The sequence below is a fragment of the Rhizobium acaciae genome, from assembly GCF_025941625.1.
In the GTDB taxonomy this organism is placed as follows: domain Bacteria; phylum Pseudomonadota; class Alphaproteobacteria; order Rhizobiales; family Rhizobiaceae; genus Rhizobium; species Rhizobium acaciae.
This window is the reverse complement of the sequence record NZ_JAPCZO010000010.1, coordinates 48,952-70,284: the sequence shown is the minus strand read 5'-3', so window position 1 is coordinate 70,284 and position 21,333 is coordinate 48,952. Positions and strand designations below refer to the sequence as shown.

The 21,333-nt window shown below is 62.0% G+C and carries 18 protein-coding genes and 1 other RNA gene; 16 read left to right on the top strand and 3 right to left on the bottom strand.

The window, feature by feature from the left end; genetic code table 11:
- Positions 1-217: 217 nt before the first annotated feature.
- On the top strand, positions 218-1,642 hold the full coding sequence (locus OLZ32_RS17105) for a serine hydrolase domain-containing protein (RefSeq protein ID WP_264399105.1): 1,425 nt from the start codon (positions 218-220) through the stop codon (positions 1,640-1,642).
- 44 nt (positions 1,643-1,686) lie between these two features.
- Here the strand turns inward: OLZ32_RS17105 and OLZ32_RS17100 are convergent, their stop codons facing one another.
- The 3 genes from OLZ32_RS17100 to OLZ32_RS17090 all read right to left on the bottom strand — a co-directional run bounded on the left by OLZ32_RS17100 (position 1,687) and on the right by OLZ32_RS17090 (position 4,661).
- Positions 1,687-2,631, bottom strand: a complete 945-nt coding sequence (locus OLZ32_RS17100; protein ID WP_264399106.1) for a transglycosylase SLT domain-containing protein — start codon at positions 2,629-2,631, stop codon at positions 1,687-1,689.
- Positions 2,632-2,756: 125 nt separating this feature from the next.
- On the bottom strand, positions 2,757-3,392 hold the full coding sequence (locus OLZ32_RS17095) for a LysE family translocator (protein WP_264399107.1): 636 nt from the start codon (positions 3,390-3,392) through the stop codon (positions 2,757-2,759).
- 57 nt (positions 3,393-3,449) lie between these two features.
- Complete coding sequence (locus OLZ32_RS17090; protein WP_029873407.1) at positions 3,450-4,661, bottom strand: pyrophosphate--fructose-6-phosphate 1-phosphotransferase; 1,212 nt, start codon at positions 4,659-4,661, stop codon at positions 3,450-3,452.
- A 411-nt stretch (positions 4,662-5,072) separates the two neighbouring features.
- On the opposite strand from OLZ32_RS17090, the gene OLZ32_RS17085 reads away from it, so the two are divergent.
- From OLZ32_RS17085 to ftsW, 15 genes are all read left to right on the top strand, one after another.
- Positions 5,073-5,780, top strand: a complete 708-nt coding sequence (locus OLZ32_RS17085; RefSeq protein ID WP_003541438.1) for a J domain-containing protein — start codon at positions 5,073-5,075, stop codon at positions 5,778-5,780.
- The gene (locus tag OLZ32_RS17080) at positions 5,777-6,538 is read left to right on the top strand and encodes an N-acetylmuramoyl-L-alanine amidase (RefSeq protein ID WP_264399108.1); all 762 of its coding nucleotides are present in this window, start codon (positions 5,777-5,779) and stop codon (positions 6,536-6,538) included. The genes OLZ32_RS17085 and OLZ32_RS17080 overlap by 4 nt, the downstream gene beginning before the upstream one ends.
- Positions 6,539-6,800: 262 nt before the next feature.
- Complete coding sequence (locus OLZ32_RS17075) at positions 6,801-7,421, top strand: lytic transglycosylase domain-containing protein (protein ID WP_264399109.1); 621 nt, start codon at positions 6,801-6,803, stop codon at positions 7,419-7,421.
- An 81-nt stretch (positions 7,422-7,502) separates the two neighbouring features.
- Entirely contained in the window at positions 7,503-8,696 is a 1,194-nt protein-coding gene (locus OLZ32_RS17070; RefSeq protein ID WP_264399110.1) for an NAD(P)/FAD-dependent oxidoreductase, read from the top strand.
- A gap of 87 nt (positions 8,697-8,783) precedes the next feature.
- Positions 8,784-9,959, top strand: a complete 1,176-nt coding sequence (locus OLZ32_RS17065) for an NAD(P)/FAD-dependent oxidoreductase (RefSeq protein ID WP_164046665.1) — start codon at positions 8,784-8,786, stop codon at positions 9,957-9,959.
- A 157-nt stretch (positions 9,960-10,116) separates the two neighbouring features.
- An RNA gene (gene rnpB, locus OLZ32_RS17060) (RNase P RNA component class A) lies at positions 10,117-10,514 on the top strand.
- Positions 10,515-10,926: 412 nt separating this feature from the next.
- The gene (mraZ, locus tag OLZ32_RS17055; RefSeq protein WP_222261926.1) at positions 10,927-11,364 is read left to right on the top strand and encodes a division/cell wall cluster transcriptional repressor MraZ; all 438 of its coding nucleotides are present in this window, start codon (positions 10,927-10,929) and stop codon (positions 11,362-11,364) included.
- A 17-nt stretch (positions 11,365-11,381) separates the two neighbouring features.
- On the top strand, positions 11,382-12,407 hold the full coding sequence (gene rsmH / locus OLZ32_RS17050; protein WP_264421864.1) for a 16S rRNA (cytosine(1402)-N(4))-methyltransferase RsmH: 1,026 nt from the start codon (positions 11,382-11,384) through the stop codon (positions 12,405-12,407).
- 1 nt (position 12,408) lies between these two features.
- Positions 12,409-12,912, top strand: coding sequence for a cell division protein FtsL (gene ftsL, locus OLZ32_RS17045; RefSeq protein ID WP_264399112.1), 504 nt, complete (start codon positions 12,409-12,411; stop codon positions 12,910-12,912).
- Positions 12,912-14,672 carry a peptidoglycan D,D-transpeptidase FtsI family protein gene (locus OLZ32_RS17040; protein WP_264399113.1) on the top strand — a complete coding sequence of 587 codons (1,761 nt, stop codon included), beginning with the start codon at positions 12,912-12,914 and terminating at the stop codon, positions 14,670-14,672. Before ftsL ends, OLZ32_RS17040 begins: the two co-directional genes overlap by 1 nt.
- 6 nt (positions 14,673-14,678) lie before the next feature.
- The gene (locus OLZ32_RS17035; RefSeq protein WP_264399114.1) at positions 14,679-16,199 is read left to right on the top strand and encodes a UDP-N-acetylmuramoyl-L-alanyl-D-glutamate--2,6-diaminopimelate ligase; all 1,521 of its coding nucleotides are present in this window, start codon (positions 14,679-14,681) and stop codon (positions 16,197-16,199) included.
- Positions 16,196-17,629 (top strand): UDP-N-acetylmuramoylalanyl-D-glutamyl-2,6-diaminopimelate--D-alanyl-D-alanine ligase, encoded by a 1,434-nt coding sequence (locus OLZ32_RS17030; protein ID WP_264399115.1) that lies wholly within the window; start codon positions 16,196-16,198, stop codon positions 17,627-17,629. The genes OLZ32_RS17035 and OLZ32_RS17030 overlap by 4 nt, the downstream gene beginning before the upstream one ends.
- A gap of 22 nt (positions 17,630-17,651) precedes the next feature.
- Positions 17,652-18,752: a phospho-N-acetylmuramoyl-pentapeptide-transferase gene (gene mraY, locus OLZ32_RS17025; protein WP_003541415.1), complete on the top strand. Its 1,101-nt coding sequence runs from the start codon at positions 17,652-17,654 to the stop codon at positions 18,750-18,752.
- 7 nt (positions 18,753-18,759) lie between these two features.
- The gene (gene murD, locus OLZ32_RS17020) at positions 18,760-20,172 is read left to right on the top strand and encodes a UDP-N-acetylmuramoyl-L-alanine--D-glutamate ligase (protein ID WP_264399116.1); all 1,413 of its coding nucleotides are present in this window, start codon (positions 18,760-18,762) and stop codon (positions 20,170-20,172) included.
- A gap of 1 nt (position 20,173) precedes the next feature.
- Positions 20,174-21,328, top strand: coding sequence for a putative lipid II flippase FtsW (ftsW, locus tag OLZ32_RS17015; RefSeq protein WP_017988955.1), 1,155 nt, complete (start codon positions 20,174-20,176; stop codon positions 21,326-21,328).
- Positions 21,329-21,333: the final 5 nt, after the last annotated feature.

Here is a 21,333-nt window from a genome sequence, read left to right as displayed (position 1 = left end):
GAGTCTGTCACCTTTTTAGCGTTCAGGGCGTGTAGCGCGCCTCTGCTACAGTTTGATGACGCGGGCTGTGGGCGCGCCGTTCCTGGGGCTTCGACCTTCTCGGGAAAACGACCGGGATGGCTCTCCTGGGAAAGTGATCGGCAGGATCGCTCTTCTTCGCTTCGACCCCTTTCCGGCGCGTGCGATTCCTGCTTCTCTCCCGGCATGGAGGAATTTCATGCGATTTGTCCTGCGTATCATGAAGGCGCTTGCTCTCCTTCTCGTTCTCCTCGTCATCACTGCCGCCGGCTGGCTGTTCATCCGGCCGCCGGAGCTGCTGCGCGTCGGCGACGGCTATGCCGCCAAGATCGTCTGCTCCAATGTCTTCATCGCTGGTCGGGAGGCGGAGGATGTGCTCCATGACGATGTCCAGGCGCCTGGACATCCGCTGCTGCGGCTGTTGCGCGTCAGCGTCGACCGCGACAACGACCGTGTGACGGCGCGCTTCATGGGGCTGTTTGCGCCGAGTTATGCGCTCTATCGCGGTGCTTTCGGCTGTACGAGCGTGCCGGACGGCAATTTCGAGGCGGCCGCGAAGGCTGCGCCCTTCGATCCGCCGGCCAAGATGCAGGCGAACGACGCCTTGTGGCCGGAGGGCGAGGGGACCGGCAATCCGGCGGACGGGAAGATCGCCGCGCTGCTTTCCGATGCCGGAGTTGTCGGCCCGGCAATGCGGGCGATCGTGGTGGTGCGCAATGGCCGCATCGTCACTGAGGCCTATGGCCCCGGCTTCTCGGCGAAGACGCCGCTGATCGGCTGGTCGATGACGAAGACAGTGAATGCGGCGATCCTCGGCCGGCTGATGCTCGGCGGCAAGATCTCTTTCGACGACGATAACCTGCTGGCGCAGTGGAAGAACGATGCGCGTGCCAAGATCAAGGTTTCCGATCTGCTCGGCATGGAGAGCGGCCTTGCCTTCAACGAGAACTATGGCGACGTCGCCGATGTGGCGCGCATGCTCTATCTCGATCCCGACATGGTATCGCTGCCGGCCAATGCGCCGATGGAGGCAGCACCCGGCCAACGCTTCCGCTATTCGAGCGGCACGGCCGTGCTGCTCTCGCGCATCTGGATGGACAGGGTCGGCAATGCTCAGGCGGCTTTTTCCTATCCGCACGACGCGTTGTTTTCGCCGCTCGGCATGACGAGCGCCGTGTTCGAACTCGATGCCCGCGGCACGTTCGCCGGAAGCTCCTATCTTTATGCGACGGCTCATGACTGGGCCCGCTTCGGGCAGTTCCTGCTGCAGGATGGCGTGTGGAACGGCCAGCGACTGTTGCCGGAGGGTTTCGTCGGCGCCATGCGTACCCCGACGGCGGCTTCGAACGGGCGGTATTCGCAGGGCCAGGCCTGGCTGGCGCCCGGCCGCGGCTCGAGTGCTGGGGCCGGGTTGCCTGAGGATACATTCTGGCTGACGGGGCACGACGGGCAGAGCGTAGCGATCGTGCCTTCCGCCAATCTGGTGGTCGTCAGGCTTGGCCTGACACCGAGCCGGCTCGGCTACCAGCCGCAGACGCTGCTGAAGGCGATCCTGGCGGCCCTGCCGCAATCGGGGGCGCAGCAGCAGGCCGGATCGCAACGACAAGCCCAGCCGCAGCCATAGGCCGCCGTTTCAGCCGTCATCCCTGTTTCAGAAATTAACCGGTTTCAGTAGTTGCCTTGGGCGATGTCGGTCATGCCCTTGCGCTTGGCGTCGTAATAATAACCGCGCGCGTAGAGGCGAACGGCGTCGTCTTCCTTACTGTCGGAGACGAGCCAGGCGCCGCGCAGATATTTCGCGGCATATTTGATGTTGGTCTCGGCATCGAAGAGGCCGCCCGGGGCACCGCCGTAGCCCATGGACTTGGCGGTGTTGTACTTGATCTGCATGAGGCCGAAATAGCCGCGCTTGTTGTAGGCCTTGGCATTATAGCGGCTCTCGCGATGGACGACGCGATGGAGCAGGGTCTCGGGAATTTCGTAGATTTTCGAATATTTCTGGATGAGCTTGGTGACAAAGCTCTTCTCGACGGTCGGCGCATCGTCTTTGTCGTCGTCGCTGAACATCGGGGGTGCGGTCGGCGGATCGATCGGCCCGGATTCGTCGAAACCGTAATCCATGCTGGCGCGCGGCGTGGTGTCGACTGCGGCAAGTGCTGCAAGCGCGCTGTTTTGCGGTGTCGCGGCAAAGGCAAGCTGCGTCGTCGGCTGTGCCGGCGTTCCCGGACGCGGCGTCGGCACGACGGACTGGATCGCCGTCATCTCGGGCGTCAGCGGGATCTGAGCATAGGCTGCCGGCTGCATACCTGCCTGCATGGTAAGATCGCCAGGCTGGGAGGCTGTCACGGCCGGCATCGCCGTTGCTGTCAGGGAGGGGGATGATGCCTGGGGAATGGTGGCGCCTGCAACAGCCTGACCGGCCGCGCCTTCGGCTGTTGGGATCGCGGCGAGTGTTGCATCTTCGCCGGGTTTCGGCATGGGCACGACGGTCTGGGCGGCCGTCAGTTCGGCCTGGGACGTGTATTCGACGCTCGTACATCCCGTCATCACGCCGCAGAGTATCGTCGAGACGACAAGACTGCGTTTCAGGCCGGATAATCCGATCGCTACCATTCCGCCACTTTCGTGAAATCGCGCCGCCCCGGCAGCGTATAAAAGTTACCAAAAGCCTTAAGCCCTGGTGACCCCATTAACCTATTCGTGGCATTCCGGCAACCACGGAATATTTCGGAATATTTCTAAGCTGCAATACGGCGATACCCCGCCGTTACGGCCCCTGCAGCGATCAGCAGAGTGCCTCCGGTTCGGTTTACGGTGCGCTGGATGCTCGCCTTGCGAATCAGTCCGCGCGCGCTATGGGCGAGAAAGGCGTAAGTGGAAGCGTTGAGGATCGCCAGCACGAGGAAGGTCGCTTCCATGATCGCCATCTGCCCGACGAAGGGCAGGGCCGGATTGAGGAACTGCGGCACGAAGGCGACGAAGAAGATGATGCTCTTCGGATTGAGGGCGGTGACGACATAGGCGTGGAGGAAGATCTTGAGCGACTTCTCCTCCGGAAGGTTGTCGTTGTCGGCAACCGGTTCGCCGATGATGGGAGCCCGCCAGAGCTTGATTCCCAGCCAGATCAGATAGGCGCCGCCGATCCACTTCAAGACGGTGAAGAAGGTCGCGGAGGCGGCCAGGACGGCGCCGAGACCGAAGAGAGAAGCCGTCATCGCCGTGAAGTCACCAAGCGCCACGCCGCCCACCGTCGCGAACGCCGTCCGGCGCCCATGACCGAGCGCATAGGAAACGACGAGCAGTATCGTCGGCCCCGGTATGGCCAGCATGATGGCGGATGCGGCCGCAAAAGCGAGCCAAGCTTCAAGTGACATGGTGTCTCCTCCTATTCCTCAGGAACAAGCAAAGACATCATATTAACCATCCGTCAATCACGCTTCTTTGTATTTCTGGCCTATATTGTCCATGACTTCGGCAAACCATGCCGTCGAAAGGTCAAAAGCCTTGCCGCCCTTGATGCGCGGGAATTCTATAGTGCGCAATTTACCGTTCTGGCCTTCATCATGGCCGGTGACGCCGGAGACTTTATTGAGCGCGCTTTCGACGGCGAGATCGACCATGCTCTGGATCAGCCTGAGGTCATCGCCGTTGGCGGGTGCCGAGCGGGCGAAATAACCTGATTTCTGCACCAGGGAACGCTCGGCGTCGAGCAGATTGGCGAACTGTTTCTGGAACCAGGCGCCGACATTGATCGTGTCGATTTTCACATGGCCGAAGGCATCGCGCTTGACGGTTTCGCCGGCGGCTTCGCGCTCGGCGACGATGGCATCGAGGCAGGCGCCTTCCGAGACGAAGACCGTGGCGTGGCCGTTGCGGTCCATGCTTTCCTTCAGCCGGGCGGCCTCGGCGTCGAGGTCGAAGGCCATCTCAGGCAGGTAGACGGCGTCGATACTCTTCAGGTGCGCGTCCATCATCAGGCCGTCGACATACTGGTTGCGGCTGGTGCGCTGCAGATAGGCGCGGGCGGTGGCGGCCGTCAGCCAGCCGCAATGGCGGCCCATGACTTCATGGATGACGAGGGTGCGGGGGGCGGCCGTCTGCTCGTTGCCGACATTGTCGAAGAAATGCGCGCCGACTTCGGCGGCCGTCCAGGCGCCAAGCGACTGGCGGATCGGCACGACGTCATTGTCGACAGTCTTCGGCAGGCCGACGACGGTGAGATCGTAGCCGTTGGCGGCGAGGTAGGCGGCAAGGTCGGCGGCTGTGGTGTTGGTGTCGTCGCCGCCGATCGTGTGGAGAATGGTGATGCCGTCATTGGCGAGGCGTTCGGCGGCGACCCGCAGCGGATTCTCGCCTTCCTTGACCAGGCCGCGCTTGACGCAGTCGGCGGCATTGGTGAGCTTGACGCGGCTGTTGCCGATCGGCGAGCCGCCGTAGCGGTGCAGCAGCGGCGCCTTTTCGCGCATCGCGCGGGTGATCTCGATGCTGTCGCCGAGGAGCACACCCTGGTAGCCCGACTTGTAGGCGACGATTTCGAGCTCGGGCGCGACGTCGCTATAGCGTTCGATAAGGCCGCCGACGGCGGACGAAAGACAGGGCGCCAGGCCTCCGGCGGTCAGCATTGCGACTTTCTGTTTGGCCATGATCCCTCCTACGGTGTTTCGGTGCGGCAGCGTTAGCTAGCGCATGGATGCGGCAGGGAAAGGGCCCTGTAAAGTAAAGAATTTACGAAAAATGCGCGTTTCTGCCGTGTTGGACCGCAAAGGCGACGCGAAGTGCTGATATAATCGTTTCAACCCGGTCTGCTTGTCGGGAAATGTCCGTAGAAATTTCCGCCGCGCGTTCCGGAATCCACGTGCCCGGGCAATGCCGGCGAGCGCCGTCCATGCCCTCACGCGAGATGAAAGCGAGCGTGATGAATCGTTTGCTGCGGTGCGACAATTACCAAATCGTGAAAACTGTGTTCGGCCCTACGACGAATAGTCGCCTTGCAAAGGCTACGATTCTTTGGTCAAGCTGTTTCTCTATAAGTTGACAAGTGTGTGAGATTTTCGATGTCCTTCTGGGAAAAACTGTTGAATGCCATTGGCAATACCGCAGGCAATGCGCTGTCTGCGGTGGTCGAGGCTATCCGCACGGTTTTTGAAGGCGATCCCGAGACCCGGCGTAAGGTAGCTTTCTCGGTGGCGATCATCGCGCTGTCGGCCAAGATGGCCAAGGCCGACGGCATCGTCAGCGAGAAGGAGGTCGAAGCCTTTCGCGAAATCTTCGAGTTTCCGCAGGATCAGGCGAAGAATGTCGCCAGGCTTTACAACCTCGCGCGGCAGGACGTCGCCGGCTACGAAGCCTATGCCGAACGGCTCTCGACGCTCTGCGTTACGTGTGCGGCCAATTGCCCGGTGCTGGAAGACGTGCTCGACGGCCTCTTCCACATCGCCAAGGCCGACGGGCTGATCCACGAGAAGGAACTGAATTTCCTGGGCCATATCGGCGAGATCTTCCAGATGAGCGAGACCCGCTTCGAGCAGATCGCGGCCCGCCACGTCTCGTCCGGCGGCGATCCCTACAAGGTGCTCGGCGTCTCGCCTTCGGATGATTTCCCGACTATCCGCCGCCGCTACCACGGCCTTGTCAGCGAACATCATCCCGACCGGCTGATCTCGCGCGGAGTGCCGAAGGAATTCCATGTGATCGCCAATGAGCGCATGGCGGCGCTGAACGCGGCCTATGAGGCGATCGAGAAGGAACGCCGCGCCGCATGACCTCTTTCGAGGCCGATTGCAGAAGCGCCCGCGTACAGCCTTCGCCGAACCATGGCGAACGGGCGGACGGGCGCCGTCCGGATATGATCCTGCTGCACTATACCGGCATGCCGACAGCAGATGGTGCGCTCGACTGGCTCTGTCGCGTTGAAAGCCAGGTTTCCAGCCATTATTTCGTGCATGAGAATGGCGAGGTCGTGCAACTCGTGCCGGAAATGCGGCGTGCCTGGCATGCGGGGAAAAGCAGCTGGCACGGCGAGACCGATATCAATTCGCTGTCGATCGGCATCGAGATCGCCAATGCCGGCCATCCCGGCGGGCTTCCTGATTATCCGAAAGAGCAGATCGCCGCGGTGATCGAATTGTGTCGCGACTGTGTCAAACGTTGGTCGATCACGCCGGAGCGGGTCCTCGGTCATTCCGATGTTGCCCCGATCCGCAAGGTCGATCCGGGCGAAAAATTCCCCTGGGCCGCGCTCCACCAGGCGGGCATCGGGCACTGGGTCGAGCCGGCAACGATCACCGGCGGGCGCTTCTTCCAGCGCGGCGATACCGGCCAACCTGTGGAAGCGCTGCAGTCCATGCTGTCGCTCTATGGTTACAGCACTGAAATCACAGGTGAATTCTCCGAAAAAACGGCGGGCGACGTCGAAGCTTTCCAGCGGCATTTTCGGCCCGAACGGATAGATGGCATCGCCGATTTCTCGACGATCGACACGTTGCACCGGCTGCTGTCGGCTTTGCCGCGTTATTCCTGATTCCTCGACAATTACTGAAACGCCGAATTTCGCACTGCAGCGCGAAATTCGGCCTGCCACATCATTTCCCTATTATCTCCTCATTGCGATGGTCTAAGAACGTCCGCCAAGCGGTACTCGGAGTTGTTTTCGAGTTAAACCACGGGCGCTATGTGAAATGATAAGAATTACCGTGAATCCCGATCGGTTCTCGATCTGGTATTCATTATGACAGCGAGGCGCGCCGTCCGGAAATTCTTTGGGTCGGAGTGTTCAAGACTACATGAGAAAACTGATTGTTGTTGCTGCAACGTGCGTTGGCATGGTGCTGGCGGGAAATAGCTTTGCCTTTGCGAATGATTGGGGCGTGCGAGCCGATGCGCCGGTGAAGAAAGTCGAGCGTCCTTCGAAGAAGACGGAGCGTCCGTTGAAGAAAGCGGAGCGTTCGGTCAAGCCGGTGAAGCGTCCGCTCAAGACGGCGGAACGCCCGCTGAAGACGGTCGAGCGCCAGAGCGGTTATCCCGTCGCCGATGTTTCCGGTAATTCCTATTCCGCACTGATCAGCAAATATGCGAACCAATATGATGTACCGGTTGCGCTTGCGACCGCGGTCATCCGCATCGAAAGCAATTTCAATCCGAATGCGCGCGGCAGCCACGGTGAAATCGGCCTGATGCAGATAAAGCCTGCAACTGCCCGCATGATGGGCTATTCCGGCAGCGCCAAGGGCCTGTTCGATCCGGAAACCAACATCAAGTACGGCATGAAATATCTGGCTGCCGCCCATGATCTCGGTGGTGGCCAGACCTGCAACACCATCCTTAAATACAATGCCGGCCATGGCGCCACGCGCATGAACCCGGTGTCCAAGTCCTATTGCGGCAAGGTTCTGGCAATGCTCTGAGCCTGAAGCGCTTATCCCTGACAAGAGCTGGATGATTCAAGACGATTGCCATGGTATCGCTGGAATTTAGCGAGGTGGGATATGGCAGTCGATTTCAGGTTCATCATCATCGGACGCGGCATGATGGGTGCCGCTGCCGCACGGCATCTCTCCTCGATGGCCGACGGCATCGCACTGATCGGCTCGCGTGAGCCGGAGGAGCGCAAGGCCCATCACGGCGTCTTCGCCAGCCATTACGACGAAGCGCGCATCACCCGCACCTTCGACGGCAATCTTGCCTGGGGAACCTTCGCCGCCCGCGCGCTCGACCGCTACCGTGAGATCGAGGCAAAGAGCGGCATCTCCTTCTATTCGGAGGTCGGCTGCCTCTTTGCCGGCCCAACGCCGAAGAGCGAGCAGGATTATATCGAAAGGGCGCTGACCGTCAGCCGGAGGCTCGGCGGCGATATCGAGACCATCGCACCGTCGGAACTCGGCGGACGCTTTCCCTATCTTGCCGTTGCCGCCGATTTTACAGGATATTTCGAGCGCAAGCGCGCCGGCCACATCAACCCACGGGCGCTGGTGCGCGCGCAGGCCAAGCTTGCCGAACAGGGCGGCGTCTCGCTGGTCGAGGCGACCGCAACATCGGTGCGCGATGCGGGCTCCCATGTCGAGGTGACGGCTGGCGACAAAATCTATAGTGCCGAGCGCGTGCTGGTCGCCGCTGGCGGTTTCGGTAATTTCCATGCCCTGCTGCCGTGTCCCGTCGATATCAGGGTCATGGCGCGAACGGTCGCCTTCTATGAGATCGGCGAACGCGAGATGGCGATCTTCGGCGATATGCCGTCGACGATCGTGCTCGGTGACCGAGAGGAGGATCATATCTATATCCTGCCGCCGGTGCGTTATCCCGACGGCAAGACCTATCTGAAACTCGGTGGCGACACCGAGGCGCTGTCCTTCGACAGGCTGGAGGATGCCGGGGCGTGGTTCCGTTCCGACGGCAGTGCCGCCGAGCGCGATCATCTCTCGAGTGTCGCCCTGCAGCTGATGCCGGGGCTTGCCGGCTGCCCGGTGACCTCGGCGCCCTGCATGGCGAATTTCACGCCGACCGGTTATCCCTATGCCGGATTTACGCAGTCGCCGCGCATCGCGGTGCTGACCGGCGGCAATTTCGTTGCGGCCAAATCTTCCGACGAACTCGGCCGCTTAGGGGCGGTGCTTCTGGCGGAAGGGCAGCTTGGCGAAGCGGATTTCGGCGGTGTACTGACGCCGGTTTTCGCTGCTGCATGATTCCCTAAGTCGAATGCAGCAATTCAAAGTGTTACTGCGTCCTTTGCGCGTCTGAAAAGACGCGTGGCGCTGTTGAGAGGAGACAGCATGGCAGTCGATTTCAAATATATCGTCGTCGGCCGCGGGCTGATGGGGGCAGCGGCGGCGCGGCATCTGGCGCGCCAAGCGGACGATGTCGCGGTGATTGGCCCCGACGAGCCTGATGACCGCAAGACGCATCAGGGCGTCTTCGCCAGCCATTATGACGAGGGGCGCATCACTCGCACCATCGATCCCGACCGCAATTGGGCGCTGCTCGCCAACCGCTCGATCGACCGCTATGGCGAGATCGCTCGCGACAGCGGCGTCGATTTCTATCGCGAGGTCGGCTGCGTTGTCGTCGCGCCGACCGGGGGCGATTATCTCGAGAAAACCCGACAGGCCGCCGTTTCGCTCGCCGTCGAGACCAGCCTGCTCGACGAGCAGGGGCTGAAGGCTGCCTTTCCCTTCTTCGCCTTTCCCGATGGGGGCATGGGCGTCTTCGAGGCGAGGGGCGCCGGCCACATCAGCCCGCGCAAGCTTGTGAAAGCCCAATCGCTGCTGGCGGAAAAGGCAGGCGCCACGGTCATCCGCGATCACGTCGTTTCGATCCGCAGCGAAGGTGGGTCGGCTGTGGTCGAGACATCAGGTGGCCTGACCCATCGTGCTGAAAAGGTGCTGCTGGCAGCAGGCGGATTTTCCATTGCGGAGAATCTGTTGCCGCGGCCCGTTGCCATGACGGTTTATGCCCGGACCGTGACGCTTTTCGAGGTAAGCGAGGCCGATGCGGCGCGCCTGGCCGCGATGCCGTCGCTCATTCTCCGGGCGCCCGGCATCGATATCTACCTGCTGCCGCCGATCCGGTATCCCGACGGCAAATTCTACCTGAAGATCGGCGGCGATCCTGACGATCTGGCGCTCAGCAACGACACCGAAATGCGCGCCTGGTTCAAGACCGAGGGGCGCGATACGGTGCGCGCGCATCTCAAACGCATCGTTGCAGGTCTTGTGCCCGATATGGTGCCGCTTTCGATTTCGACGGCCGCCTGCGTCGTGTCGCATACCGAAAGTGGCTATCCGATGATCGGCTATAGCTCATCGCCCGAGATCGCGGTGCTGACGGGCTGCGCCGGCACCTCGGCCAAGAGTTCGGACGAAATCGGCCGGCTTGGGGCCGAGCTGCTTTTGTCAGGCGGAATCAGCGAACAGGGCTACTCGACGGATTTCACACCGCAATTTCGCTAGAGCATTTCCGTTTTTCTCCGAATCACGGAGGTGCTCCCTGTTTTTGTTCTTACGCAATTCCGGACGCAAAGCCGCTGCGCAGTTTTGCTGGAATTGCTCTGAGCGATATCATTTATTTCGATAGCAATTGCGATCTCTCTCGTTTATGGGAGCCCTGCCAGTTGGCTGGGCAGCCGCGCTTTACCAATGCCGAAAGGCGGTAGGGTGAGGAAAGTCCGGGCTCCACGGAAACACGGTGCCGGATAACGTCCGGCGAGGGCGACCTCAGGGAAAGTGCCACAGAAAGCAAACCGCCTGTCATGACAGGTAAGGGTGAAAGGGTGGGGTAAGAGCCCACCGCATCTCCGGCAACGGAAATGGCACGGTAAACCCCACCGGGAGCAAAACCGAATAGGGATGACGCGGTAGGCCGAAAGGCCTTCCGGCTGGTTTCCAGGCCAGTCATCCGGGTGGGTTGCGTGAGGCAGCGTGCGAACGCTGTCCCAGAGGAATGGCTGCCACGTTCCGGTTCACGCCGGAGCCATACAGAACCCGGCTTACAGGCCAACTGGCGATTATCATCTTGACGGCGCGGCAGCCGGATTTTCAGCGTAAGTCGCTGAAACCGGCTGTTTTCAAGCAGATGTTTATGCATCCACTGGATGGATTTTTCCTGCATGGGTACCAATGCGTGTCATATGTAGGATGGCGCCGCTAACCCTTTGTTAAACTTAACGGCTTATAAATTTTTGATCATGCGTCTATTGCAAAATAGGCGTATCCCATTGACGCCCATATGGTCCCATGCTATCCCAAATGCGCACTGCACCAGGGCAATCACCTGCCCATTCATCGCAAAGCAAAGGCGTCTTCCTCTCCGGAAGCGTCGGAGGGGTTTTTGCTCATCCGGCTTGCGAAGCTGTGCCTGATATCGGGAGTTTCGGGCGTCTTTTGGTCCGGATCCCTGCGGGAACGGATGTTTCGTGTCATGAGCCGCTTCCTTTCGAATGCGACCAACAGGATCGACGCCAAGGGCAGGGTTTCCGTGCCGTCGGCTTTCCGTTCCGTGCTGGCGCAGCGCAATGTCCAGGAGCTCTACTGCTTCCAGGACTTTGTGTTTCCGGCGATCAGCATCGGCGGTTCGGATCTTCTCGAAAGATTCGAGCGGCAGATTGCTGCGGAGGATCCGTTTTCGCCGGATGCGAACGAGATGTCGCTTCTCATTCATGGAGGCGGGGTCTTCATGAAGCTCGACGCCGAGGGGCGGCTGATGGTCACGGATTTCATTCGGGGCTTTACCGGCATCTCGGACGAAGTGACCTTCGTCGGTCGGGCGGATCATTTTCAGCTCTGGCAGCCGCAGGCTTTTGTGGCCGCACAGGCGCAGGCACGAGGGGAGCGCAAGCTGGCGGGCAAGCGTTCCTGAAAGAACGAGGGAACGGAATGGTGGCGAATCCTGGCGGAGGTTCAACTGATGCCGGTGGCGGACCGGTTCGTCACATTCCTGTTCTTCTCGACGAAGTCCTTGCGGCATTGGCGCCCGCGCCCGGCAAGCTCATCCTCGACGGTACGTTCGGTGCGGGCGGTTACAGCTCGGCCATCCTTGCTGCCGGCGCCGAGGTGATCGCGCTCGATCGCGACCCGACGGCGATTGCATCAGGGCAGGCGATGGTCGCCGCCCATGGCGGTCGGCTCAGGCTCGTTCATTCGCAATTCTCGCATCTTGCCGATCATGCGCCGCAAGGCGGGCTCGACGGCGTCGTGCTCGATATCGGCGTCTCCTCCATGCAGATCGACGAGGCCGAACGTGGCTTCTCCTTCCAGAAAAACGGTCCGCTCGACATGCGCATGTCGGCCGAAGGCGTTTCGGCCGCGGATGTCGTCAACCGCGCCAAGGTCGCCAATCTCATCCGCATCTTCCATTTTCTCGGCGAGGAAAGCCAGGCGCCGCGCATCGCCCATGCGATCGAGAAGCGCCGCGCCGAAAAGCCATTTGAAACGACACGCGATCTCGCCGGTCTCATCGAGTTCGTCACACCGCGCAAGATGAAGGACAAGATCCATCCGGCAACGCGGGTCTTCCAGGCATTGCGCATCTTCGTCAACGACGAACTCGGCGAACTGGCGCAGGCGCTGTTTGCGGCGGAAGCGGCGCTGAAACCCGGCGGGCGGCTCGTCGTCGTCACCTTTCATTCGCTCGAAGACCGCATCGTCAAGAAATTCTTCTCCGACCGCGCCGGCAAGGCGTCGGGTTCGCGGCATCTGCCGGTCGCGCATGAGCGGGCGGCAACCTTTGCGGCGATTGGCAAGCCGATAGTTTCGGCAAGCGAGGCGGAGGCCGAGATCAATCCGCGCGCCCGCTCCGCCAAGCTGCGCGCCGGGCTGAGGACGGACGCGGCCACCGAAGCCGCGGATATGTCGCTCTTCGGGTTTCCCAATCTTGCCAGTCTCGGAAAGCTTGGAGGTTGATATGCTGAAAACGTTCGATCTCGTGCTCATCGGCGTCATGACGGCCACCGCCGCCGTGACCTACACGATCAAGCACCGCGCCGAATTGAAGCTCGAGGAGGTTCATCGCCTCGAAGCCGAGATCAAGCTCGAGAAGGACACGATCGACCTTCTCAAGGCCGACTGGGCGCTGCAATCGCAGCCGAACCGGCTGGAGCGGCTGGTCAAGGCCTATAATGAAGAATTGAAGCTGCAGCCGACGGAATCGACGGCGCTCGTGCATGCCAAGGAATTGCCGATGCTGAAATCCGAGGTTCCCGTGCCTGAGGTGACGGAGGCAAAGGTCAGCGCCAAGAGTGCGACCGTGGCCAACGCCAAGAGCGCAACTGTTGCCAGCGCCAAGGGCGCGCCAGACGCCGCCAAGGGCGCGCAAGTCACCGCCAAGGTGCAGCCCATTCCGATACCTGCGCCACGCGGCGAGGCAGAGGATGCAGACCAGATCGAAACCGGATCGGTGGAGGAATAATGTCGTTTCTTTCCCGCATCATGGTTTTGAAGAGCCAGGCGCATTTCTCCGCCGGAGTCTATAACCGGTTCGGCGGTCCTTCCCCCGCCGGCCTGGCGATCGAGGGGTCGCGCAAGAAGAGATCGGGGCAGGCAAAAAGCCGCGTCGGCCTGCTGATCCTTGGCTTCATGGGTGTCTACGCCGTCATCGGCGGCCGTCTCGTCGAATATGCGATGAAGGATCAGGAGGTCGTCTCCAGCATCCTGCCGCCCGACCGGCTGATGGCCTCGCGCCCCGACATTCTCGACCGCAACGGCGAGGTGCTGGCGACCGACATCCGCACCGTCTCGCTGTTTGCCGAACCGAACAAGATCGTCGATGCCGACGAGGCGGTCGAGAAGCTTGCAACGGTGCTGCCCGAGCTCGACGTCAGGGACACTTATAAGAAGCTCTCGGTCAAGACCTCGCATTTCGCCTGGCTGCGCCGGCAACTGACGCCGAAGCAGCAGAGCCAGATCCTGGCGCTCGGCATTCCCGGCATCGGCTTCCGGCCGGAGAAGCGCCGCTTCTATCCGGGCGGGGCGACCGCCGCGCATATCCTCGGTTACGTCAACATCGACAACCGCGGTGTCGCCGGCATGGAGAAATTTATCGACGACCAGGGGCTTGCCGATCTCGCCTCCGTCGGCATGACCAGCGACCAGCCGCTTGAGCCGGTGCGGCTATCGATCGACCTGCGCGTGCAGAACATCGTCCGGGACGCGGTCGTCAATGCCGTCACCAACTTCCAGGCCAAGGGCGCCGGTGCTGCGGTCATCGACGTGCATACCGGGGAAGTGCTGGCGATGGCATCGGCGCCGGATTTCGATCCGAACGATCCGCAGGAAGGCGCCAAGGAGGGTTGGCTCAACCGGATGACCAACGGCACCTTCGAAATGGGCTCGACGTTCAAGACCTTTTCGCTGGCCATGGCGCTCGATAGCGGCAAGGTGAAGATGACCGACAGTTTCGATGCCAGCAAATCGATCTATATCGGCGGCTTCACCATCCACGATTTTCACGGGCAGCGCCGCTGGCTGACCGTTCCCGAGATTTTCCAGTATTCTTCGAATATCGGTACGGCGCGTGTCATCGACATCGTCGGCATCGACGCGCAGAAGGACTATCTGACCAAGTTCGGCCTTTTGACGAAGATGCAGACCGAGCTGCCCGAAGTGAAGATGCCGAGCCAGCCGCGCGTCTGGAAGAAGATCAATTCGATCACGATTTCCTTCGGCCATGGCGTCTCGACGACGGCGCTGCAGACAGGGGTGGCGGCTGCCGCTCTCGTCAACGGCGGCAAGCTGATCGAGCCGACATTCCTGCCGCGCACACGCGAACAGGCCGATGAGATCGCCACGCAGGTCATCAAGAAGACCACCAGCGACGAGATCCGCTATCTCCTCGATTTCAACGGCTACAAGGGATCCGGGCGCGTCGCCCGAGTGCCGGGCTTTTCCGTCGGCAGCAAGACGGGCACGGCCGACAAGGTGGTGAATGGGCGCTATTCGGCAACCCTGAATTTCAATTCCTTCATCGCCGCATTCCCCATGAATGATCCCAGATATGCCGTGATCACTTTCTGCGACGAGCCGAAGAGCGGCGAGAAAGCCTATGGCGGAACGATCTCCGCCGGTACCGCCGGCCCGATCGCCCGCGAGATCATCAGGCGTGCGGCCCCTATTCTCGGCATCGAGCCGAAATTCGGGGAGGGCGGATCGGCCTTGCTGGTGTCTTATTGAGTGTGAATGAATATCGACGCCGATTCGCGAGGGGTGGACCGGCTTCAAGAGAGAAAAGTGCATTCGATGAAATTGCGAGACTTGGCCGGAGATCAGTTCCCGGAACTTGAAGCACAGCTCGAAGGCCCGGCAGGCCTGCTTGATATTTCAGGCCTGTCTTCGGATAGCCGCAAGGTGGCGCCGGGCAATGTCTTCGTCGCGGTCGCCGGCACCAAGGCGGACGGTGCGGGCTTCATCGTGGATGCCGCCGGCCGCGGCGCTGCCGTCGCCATCGCCGCCCAAGCCGTCGATGCTTCGATCCCCGTGCTTGCGGTCAAGGAGCCGCGCCGTTTCCTCTCCATCGCCGCCGCACGCTTCCACGGCAGGCAGCCCGATACCATGGTCGCCGTCACCGGCACGGCCGGCAAAACCTCGGTCGCTTCTTTCACCCGGCAGATCTGGGCATATGCGGGCCACGCGGCCGCGATGATCGGCACGACGGGTGTCGTCTCGCCGACACGCAACGAATATGGCTCACTGACGACGCCCGATCCGGTCTCTCTGCACGCGCTACTGGCGGAACTTGCCGGAGAGGGCGTGACGCATGCCGCCATGGAGGCCTCCAGCCACGGTCTCGACCAGTGCCGGCTTGATGGCGTCAGGCTTGCGGCCGCCGCCTTCACCAATCTCGGCCGCGACCACATGGATTATCATCCGACCGTCGAGGCCTATATGGCCGCCAAGATGCGGCTTTTCGATACGCTGTTGCCGAAGGGATCGCCGGCGGTGATCTTCGCCGACGATCCGTGGTCGGCGCAGGCGATCAAGGCCGCGACCGATGCCGGTCACGACATTCGTACCGTCGGGCGAAAGGGCGATTACCTCTCGTTGAAGCGCGTCGAGCACTTCCGCCACAAGCAGATGGCCGAGATTCATATCGGCGGCGAGATCTTCGAGGTGGACATTCCGCTGGCCGGCGATTTCCAGGTGGCCAACGCGCTGGTCGCAGCAGGGCTTGCCATGTCGACCGGCGTTGAGGCGAAGGTTGCGATGGCCGCGCTCGAAAAGCTCGTCGGCGCGTCCGGCCGTCTCGAACTCGTCGGCCATACGAAAGACGGCGCGCTCGCCTATGTCGACTACGCCCACAAGCCGGATGCGCTGGAAAACGTGCTGGGCTCGGTCAGACCCTTCACCACCGGCCGCGTCATCGTCGTTTTCGGCTGCGGCGGCGACCGTGACCGCGGCAAACGGCCGATCATGGGCGAAATCGCCTGCCGTCTTGCCGACGTCGTTATCGTCACCGACGATAATCCGCGTTCGGAGGAACCGGCCTCGATCCGCGCGGAGATCATGACGGCAGCGAGCTGCGCCGCGGAAATCGCCGATCGCGCCATGGCGATCCGCGAGGCGGTCGGCATGCTGAGATCCGGCGATACGCTGATCGTCGCCGGCAAGGGGCATGAGGAAGGGCAGACGATCGGCGGCGTCACCCTGCCGTTCTCCGATCATGCGGAGGTGCGCAAGGCCTTGGAGGAGTTGAAATCTTGAGCTGGCTCTGGACGACGGAAGACATGATCGCAGTGATGGCGGGGCGCCCTTTCGGCACGCTGCCCGAAGGCATCACCGGCATTTCCATCGACAGCCGCTCGATTACGCCAGGCGAAGCTTTCTTCGCGATCAAGGGCGACCGCGTCGACGGTCACGACTACGCCTCGATGGCGATGGCGAACGGCGCTTCCCTTCTCGTCGTCAGCGAGGCGAGGCTTCCCGCCATGGGCCGCCTGACGGTGCCGATGATCGTCGTGGAAGACGTGCTCGCGGCACTCGGCCGGCTCGGCCTTGCATCGCGCGAGCGTTCGCGGGCTCGGATCATCGCGGTGACGGGGTCTGTGGGAAAGACGACCACCAAGGAAATGCTGCGGCATGTGCTGTCGCCCTCCGGCAAGGTGCACGCCTCCGTCGCCTCCTTCAACAATCATTGGGGCGTGCCGCTGACGCTGGCGCGCATGCCTGAGGATACGGATTATGGCGTCTTCGAAGTCGGGATGAACCACCCCGGCGAGATCCGGCCGCTGGTGGCGATGATCCGTCCCGATGTCGCCATCATCACGACGATCGCGCCGGCGCATCTCGGCAATTTCAAGAACATCAAGGAAATTGCCGCCGCCAAGGCCGAGATCTTCGAGGGGCTCGAACCCGGCGGCCATGTCGTGCTCAACCGCGACAACGACCAGTTCAATTTCCTCGACCGCACGGCGCAGTCGCTCGGCATCGAGCATATTCATTCTTTCGGCCAGCATGCCAAGGCCGAATTCCGGCTCGCAGAATTCAACGGTTCCGACGAGAATTCGACGCTGTGGCTGACGATCGGCGGCGAGACGCTGGAGGTCGCGCTCGGCGCACCGGGCCGCCATATCGCCGAGAATGCGCTCGCAGCGCTCGGCGTCGTCAGGATCGTCGGCGCCGATATGCAGAAGGCGATCGAAGCGCTTGCGACGCTGAGGCCGGAAAAGGGCAGGGGCAAGCGCCACCGGTTTGTCATCGGCGGCGGCAGCTTCACGCTGATCGACGAGAGCTACAATGCCAATCCGGCCTCGATGCGCGCGGCGATCGCGCTGCTGGCAGCCTCGGAGCCGACCGGCCGCGGACGCCGTATCGCCGTGCTCGGCGACATGCTGGAGATGGGCGAGTATGCGCAAAAGGTCCATACCGACCTTGCCGTGCCGTTGCTTGCTGCCGGCATCGAGCATGTCTGGCTCGCAGGAGCGGAGATGGCTGTGCTCAAGGAATCGTTGCCGGAAAGCGTCCATGTCGAATATCGCGAGAACACGAGCGAATTGACGGATTATGTATTGAACTCGGTCGCGCCAGGCGACGTGTTGATGGTGAAATCGTCTCTGGGCATCGGTTTCGGCAAGATCGTCGCCGCGCTCCTTGACAAGTTCCCGCCAGTTGCCGACACGCAACGCGAATTTTGATCGGGTAAACAAGGGGCCCTGAATGCTGATCTGGCTTGTCGAACTGTCGGAATATTTCAAATTTCTGAACCTGTTCAGATATATTACCTTCCGCACGGGGGCTGCTCTCTTCACCTCAGCACTGATCGTCTTCCTGTTCGGGCCGACGATCATCAATTCGCTGCGCATCCGGCAGGGCAAGGGCCAGCCGATCCGCGCCGACGGGCCGCAGACGCATTTCAAGAAGGCCGGCACGCCGACCATGGGCGGGCTGATGATCCTCGCCGGCATCGTCGGCGCGTCGCTGCTCTGGGCCGATCTTTCCAACGTCTATGTGGTCGCCACGCTGCTGGTGACGTTGGGCTTCGGTGCGATCGGCTTCTACGACGACTATCTCAAGGTAACGAAGCAGAGCCACATGGGCTTTTCCGGCAAGGCGCGTCTCGGCATCGAATTCGTCATCGCCGGCATCGCCGTCTATTTCATGATGCGCACCGCCCTTGCCTCGGGGATTGCCGGCTCGACCTTCGGCTCCTCGATCGCCTTTCCCTTCTTCAAGGACTTCATGATCAATATCGGCATCATGTTCGTCGTCTTCGGCGGCTTCGTCATCGTCGGCGCCGGCAATGCCGTCAACCTGACTGACGGTCTCGACGGGCTTGCCATCGTGCCTGTGATGATCGCCGCCGCCTCCTTCGGCGTCATCGCCTATCTCGCCGGCAATGTGGTGTTTGCGAACTATCTGCAGATCAATTTCGTGCCCGGCACTGGCGAGCTCGCCGTCGTGCTTGGCGCCGTCATCGGCGCCGGCCTTGGCTTTCTCTGGTTCAACGCGCCGCCGGCCGCCATCTTCATGGGCGACACGGGGTCGCTGGCACTCGGCGGCACGATCGGCACCGTCGCCGTCGCCACCAAGCACGAGATCGTCATGGCAATCATCGGCGGCCTCTTCGTCATCGAGACGCTGTCGGTCATCATCCAGGTCGGTTTCTTCAAGATGACCGGCCGGCGTGTCTTCCTGATGGCGCCGATCCATCATCACTTCGAGAAGAAGGGCTGGACCGAGAGCCAGGTGGTGATCCGCTTCTGGATCGTCGCCGTCGGCCTTGCGATGCTTGGCCTTTCGACGCTGAAGCTCCGGTGAGGCAGCGATGATCCCGGTCACGACGCTCAAGGACAGGAAGGTCGCGCTCTTCGGGCTCGGCGGCTCCGGCTTTGCCACCGCCCGGGCGCTGGTATCAGGCGGTGCCGAGGTGACCGCCTGGGACGACAATCCGGACAGTGTCGCCAAGGCCGCTGCCGAAGGCATCAGGACGGAAGACCTGCACAACATCGACTGGAGCCAGCAGGCGCTGTTCGTGCTGTCGCCCGGCGTGCCGCTCACCCATCCGAAGCCGCATTGGACCGTCGATCTGGCGCGGGCGGCCGGCGTCGATATCGTCGGTGACGTCGAACTCTTCGTGCGCGAGCGCCGCGCCCATGCGCCGGATTGCCCTTTCATCGCCATAACCGGCACCAACGGCAAGTCGACCACGACGGCGCTGATCGCCCATATCCTGAAATCATCAGGCTACGACACGCAGCTTGGCGGCAATATAGGCACGGCGGTGCTGACGCTCGATCCGCCGAAGGCCGAGCGTTATTACGTCGTCGAATGCTCCTCCTACCAGATCGATCTGGCGCCGACGCTGGACCCATCTGCCGGCATCCTGCTCAACCTGACGCCCGATCATCTCGACCGTCACGGCACCATGCAGCATTATGCGGATATCAAGGAACGGCTGGTCGCCGGCAGCGACGTCGCGATCATCGGCGTCGACGACAGCCATTCGGCGCTGATTGCCGACCGTGTCGAGCGGGCAGGCGTCAAGGTGGTCCGTATTTCGCGCCGCAACGTGCTGGCCGACGGCATCTATGCCGAGGGCACCAAACTCATCCAGGCCGCCTGCGGCGCCATGCTGCCCTTCGCCGATCTCGACGGCATCCAGACGCTGCGCGGCAGCCATAATGCGCAGAACGCCGCCGCAGCCGTTGCCGCCTGCCTCGCGGTCGGGGTTTCCGCCGACGCCATCCGCGCCGGCCTTGCCTCGTTTCCCGGCCTCAAGCACCGCATGCAGCCGGTCGGGCAGCGTGGCCGCGTCGTTTTCGTCAACGATTCCAAAGCGACCAATGCCGACGCCGCAGCACCGGCTCTTTCGAGCTATGACCGCATCTACTGGATCGCCGGCGGCCTGCCGAAGGCTGGCGGGATCACGACGCTTGCTCCCTATTTTCCGCGCATCGCCAAGGCCTATCTGATCGGCGAGGCGGCGGCGGAATTCGCCGCGACGCTCGGCGAGGCCGTGCCTTACGAGATCTCGGGCACGCTGGAGCGCGCCGTCGCGCATGCGGCCGCCGATGCCGAACGCGACGAGAGCGCTGCTTCGGCCGTGATGTTATCCCCGGCTTGCGCAAGCTTCGACCAGTATAAGAACTTCGAAGTCAGGGGCGAAGCCTTCGTCGGCCACGTGGCGGCGCTTGACGGGATTACGATGCTGATCGGTCCGGCAACAGGAGAGAAATGACATGGTAAGCCGCGCGGAACGTGGGCCTCTGGCCGATTGGTTCTGGACCATCGACCGCTTCTTCCTGGCAATGTTCATCTTCCTGATGGGCATCGGATTCATGCTGTCGTTTGCGGCATCTCCTGCGGTCGCCGAACGCATCGGGCTCGAGCCCTTCCACTTCGTCAAGCGCCATGCGGCCTTCATGATCCCTTCGATCGGCGTCATGCTCGGGCTGTCGTTCCTGACGCCACGCCAGGTGCGGCGAACCGCGATCCTGATCCTGATCATCTCGGTCGCCATGATGGTGCTGGTGCTGTTCGTCGGGCAGGAGGTCAAGGGTGGCCGGCGCTGGATCTGGATCGCCGGCCTTTCCATCCAGCCGTCGGAATTCATGAAGCCTGCCTTCGTCGTGGTCTGCGCCTGGCTGTTTGCCGAACATGCGCGCCAGCCGGAGATTCCCGGCAATCTCTTTGCCATCATTCTGTTCGGCATCGTCGCGGCCCTTCTCGTCGCGCAGCCGGACCTCGGCCAGACCATCCTGACCACGGCCGTCTGGGGCGGGATGTTCTTCATGGCCGGCATGCCATGGATCTGGATCATGCTGCTCGGCATCGGCGGCGCCGGCGGCCTGCTCAGCGCCTACTACGTCTTCCCGCACGTCGCCGGCCGAATAGACAAGTTCATGACTGGCGAGGGTGATACGTTCCAGATCGATACCGCGCGCGAGGCGATCATCCGCGGCAGTTGGTTCGGCCAGGGACCGGGCGAAGGCATCGTCAAGCGCATCATCCCGGATGCGCATACCGACTTCATCTTCTCGGTCGCGGCCGAGGAGTTCGGCATCGTCTTCTGCATGGCGCTCGTCGCGCTGTTTACCGTGCTGGTGCTGCGCGGCCTCTCGCATGCCTATCGCGAGCGGAACGATTTCAACCGTTTCGCCGTCGCCGGCCTGGTGCTGCAGATGGGCATCCAGTCGATCATCAATATCGGCGTCAATCTCGAACTGCTGCCGGCGAAGGGCATGACGCTGCCGCTGATTTCCTATGGCGGCTCGTCTATGGTGGCGATCTGCGTCACCGCCGGCTTCATTCTGGCGCTGACGCGCCATCGACCGGAAAAACGCGCGCAGGACCGGAGCCTCTTCCGCGTCCCGCACGGCATGCCGGCGGAGTAGAAGAC

Bases quoted from the DNA above. Each gene is read 5' to 3' on its own strand.
- murD (WP_264399116.1), top strand. From the start codon at position 18,760: ATGATCCCGGTCACGACGCTCAAGGACAGGAAGGTCGCGCTCTTCGGG.
- OLZ32_RS17090 (WP_029873407.1), bottom strand. From the start codon at position 4,661: ATGGCCAAACAGAAAGTCGCAATGCTGACCGCCGGAGGCCTGGCGCCC.
- rsmH (WP_264421864.1), top strand. From the start codon at position 11,382: ATGGTGGCGAATCCTGGCGGAGGTTCAACTGATGCCGGTGGCGGACCG.
- OLZ32_RS17065 (WP_164046665.1), top strand. From the start codon at position 8,784: ATGGCAGTCGATTTCAAATATATCGTCGTCGGCCGCGGGCTGATGGGG.
- ftsW (WP_017988955.1), top strand. From the start codon at position 20,174: ATGGTAAGCCGCGCGGAACGTGGGCCTCTGGCCGATTGGTTCTGGACC.
- OLZ32_RS17095 (WP_264399107.1), bottom strand. From the start codon at position 3,392: ATGTCACTTGAAGCTTGGCTCGCTTTTGCGGCCGCATCCGCCATCATG.
- ftsL (WP_264399112.1), top strand. From the start codon at position 12,409: ATGCTGAAAACGTTCGATCTCGTGCTCATCGGCGTCATGACGGCCACC.
- OLZ32_RS17085 (WP_003541438.1), top strand. From the start codon at position 5,073: ATGTCCTTCTGGGAAAAACTGTTGAATGCCATTGGCAATACCGCAGGC.
- OLZ32_RS17035 (WP_264399114.1), top strand. From the start codon at position 14,679: ATGAATATCGACGCCGATTCGCGAGGGGTGGACCGGCTTCAAGAGAGA.
- OLZ32_RS17075 (WP_264399109.1), top strand. From the start codon at position 6,801: ATGAGAAAACTGATTGTTGTTGCTGCAACGTGCGTTGGCATGGTGCTG.
- OLZ32_RS17105 (WP_264399105.1), top strand. From the start codon at position 218: ATGCGATTTGTCCTGCGTATCATGAAGGCGCTTGCTCTCCTTCTCGTT.
- OLZ32_RS17100 (WP_264399106.1), bottom strand. From the start codon at position 2,631: ATGGTAGCGATCGGATTATCCGGCCTGAAACGCAGTCTTGTCGTCTCG.
- OLZ32_RS17070 (WP_264399110.1), top strand. From the start codon at position 7,503: ATGGCAGTCGATTTCAGGTTCATCATCATCGGACGCGGCATGATGGGT.
- mraY (WP_003541415.1), top strand. From the start codon at position 17,652: ATGCTGATCTGGCTTGTCGAACTGTCGGAATATTTCAAATTTCTGAAC.
- OLZ32_RS17080 (WP_264399108.1), top strand. From the start codon at position 5,777: ATGACCTCTTTCGAGGCCGATTGCAGAAGCGCCCGCGTACAGCCTTCG.
- mraZ (WP_222261926.1), top strand. From the start codon at position 10,927: ATGAGCCGCTTCCTTTCGAATGCGACCAACAGGATCGACGCCAAGGGC.
- OLZ32_RS17040 (WP_264399113.1), top strand. From the start codon at position 12,912: ATGTCGTTTCTTTCCCGCATCATGGTTTTGAAGAGCCAGGCGCATTTC.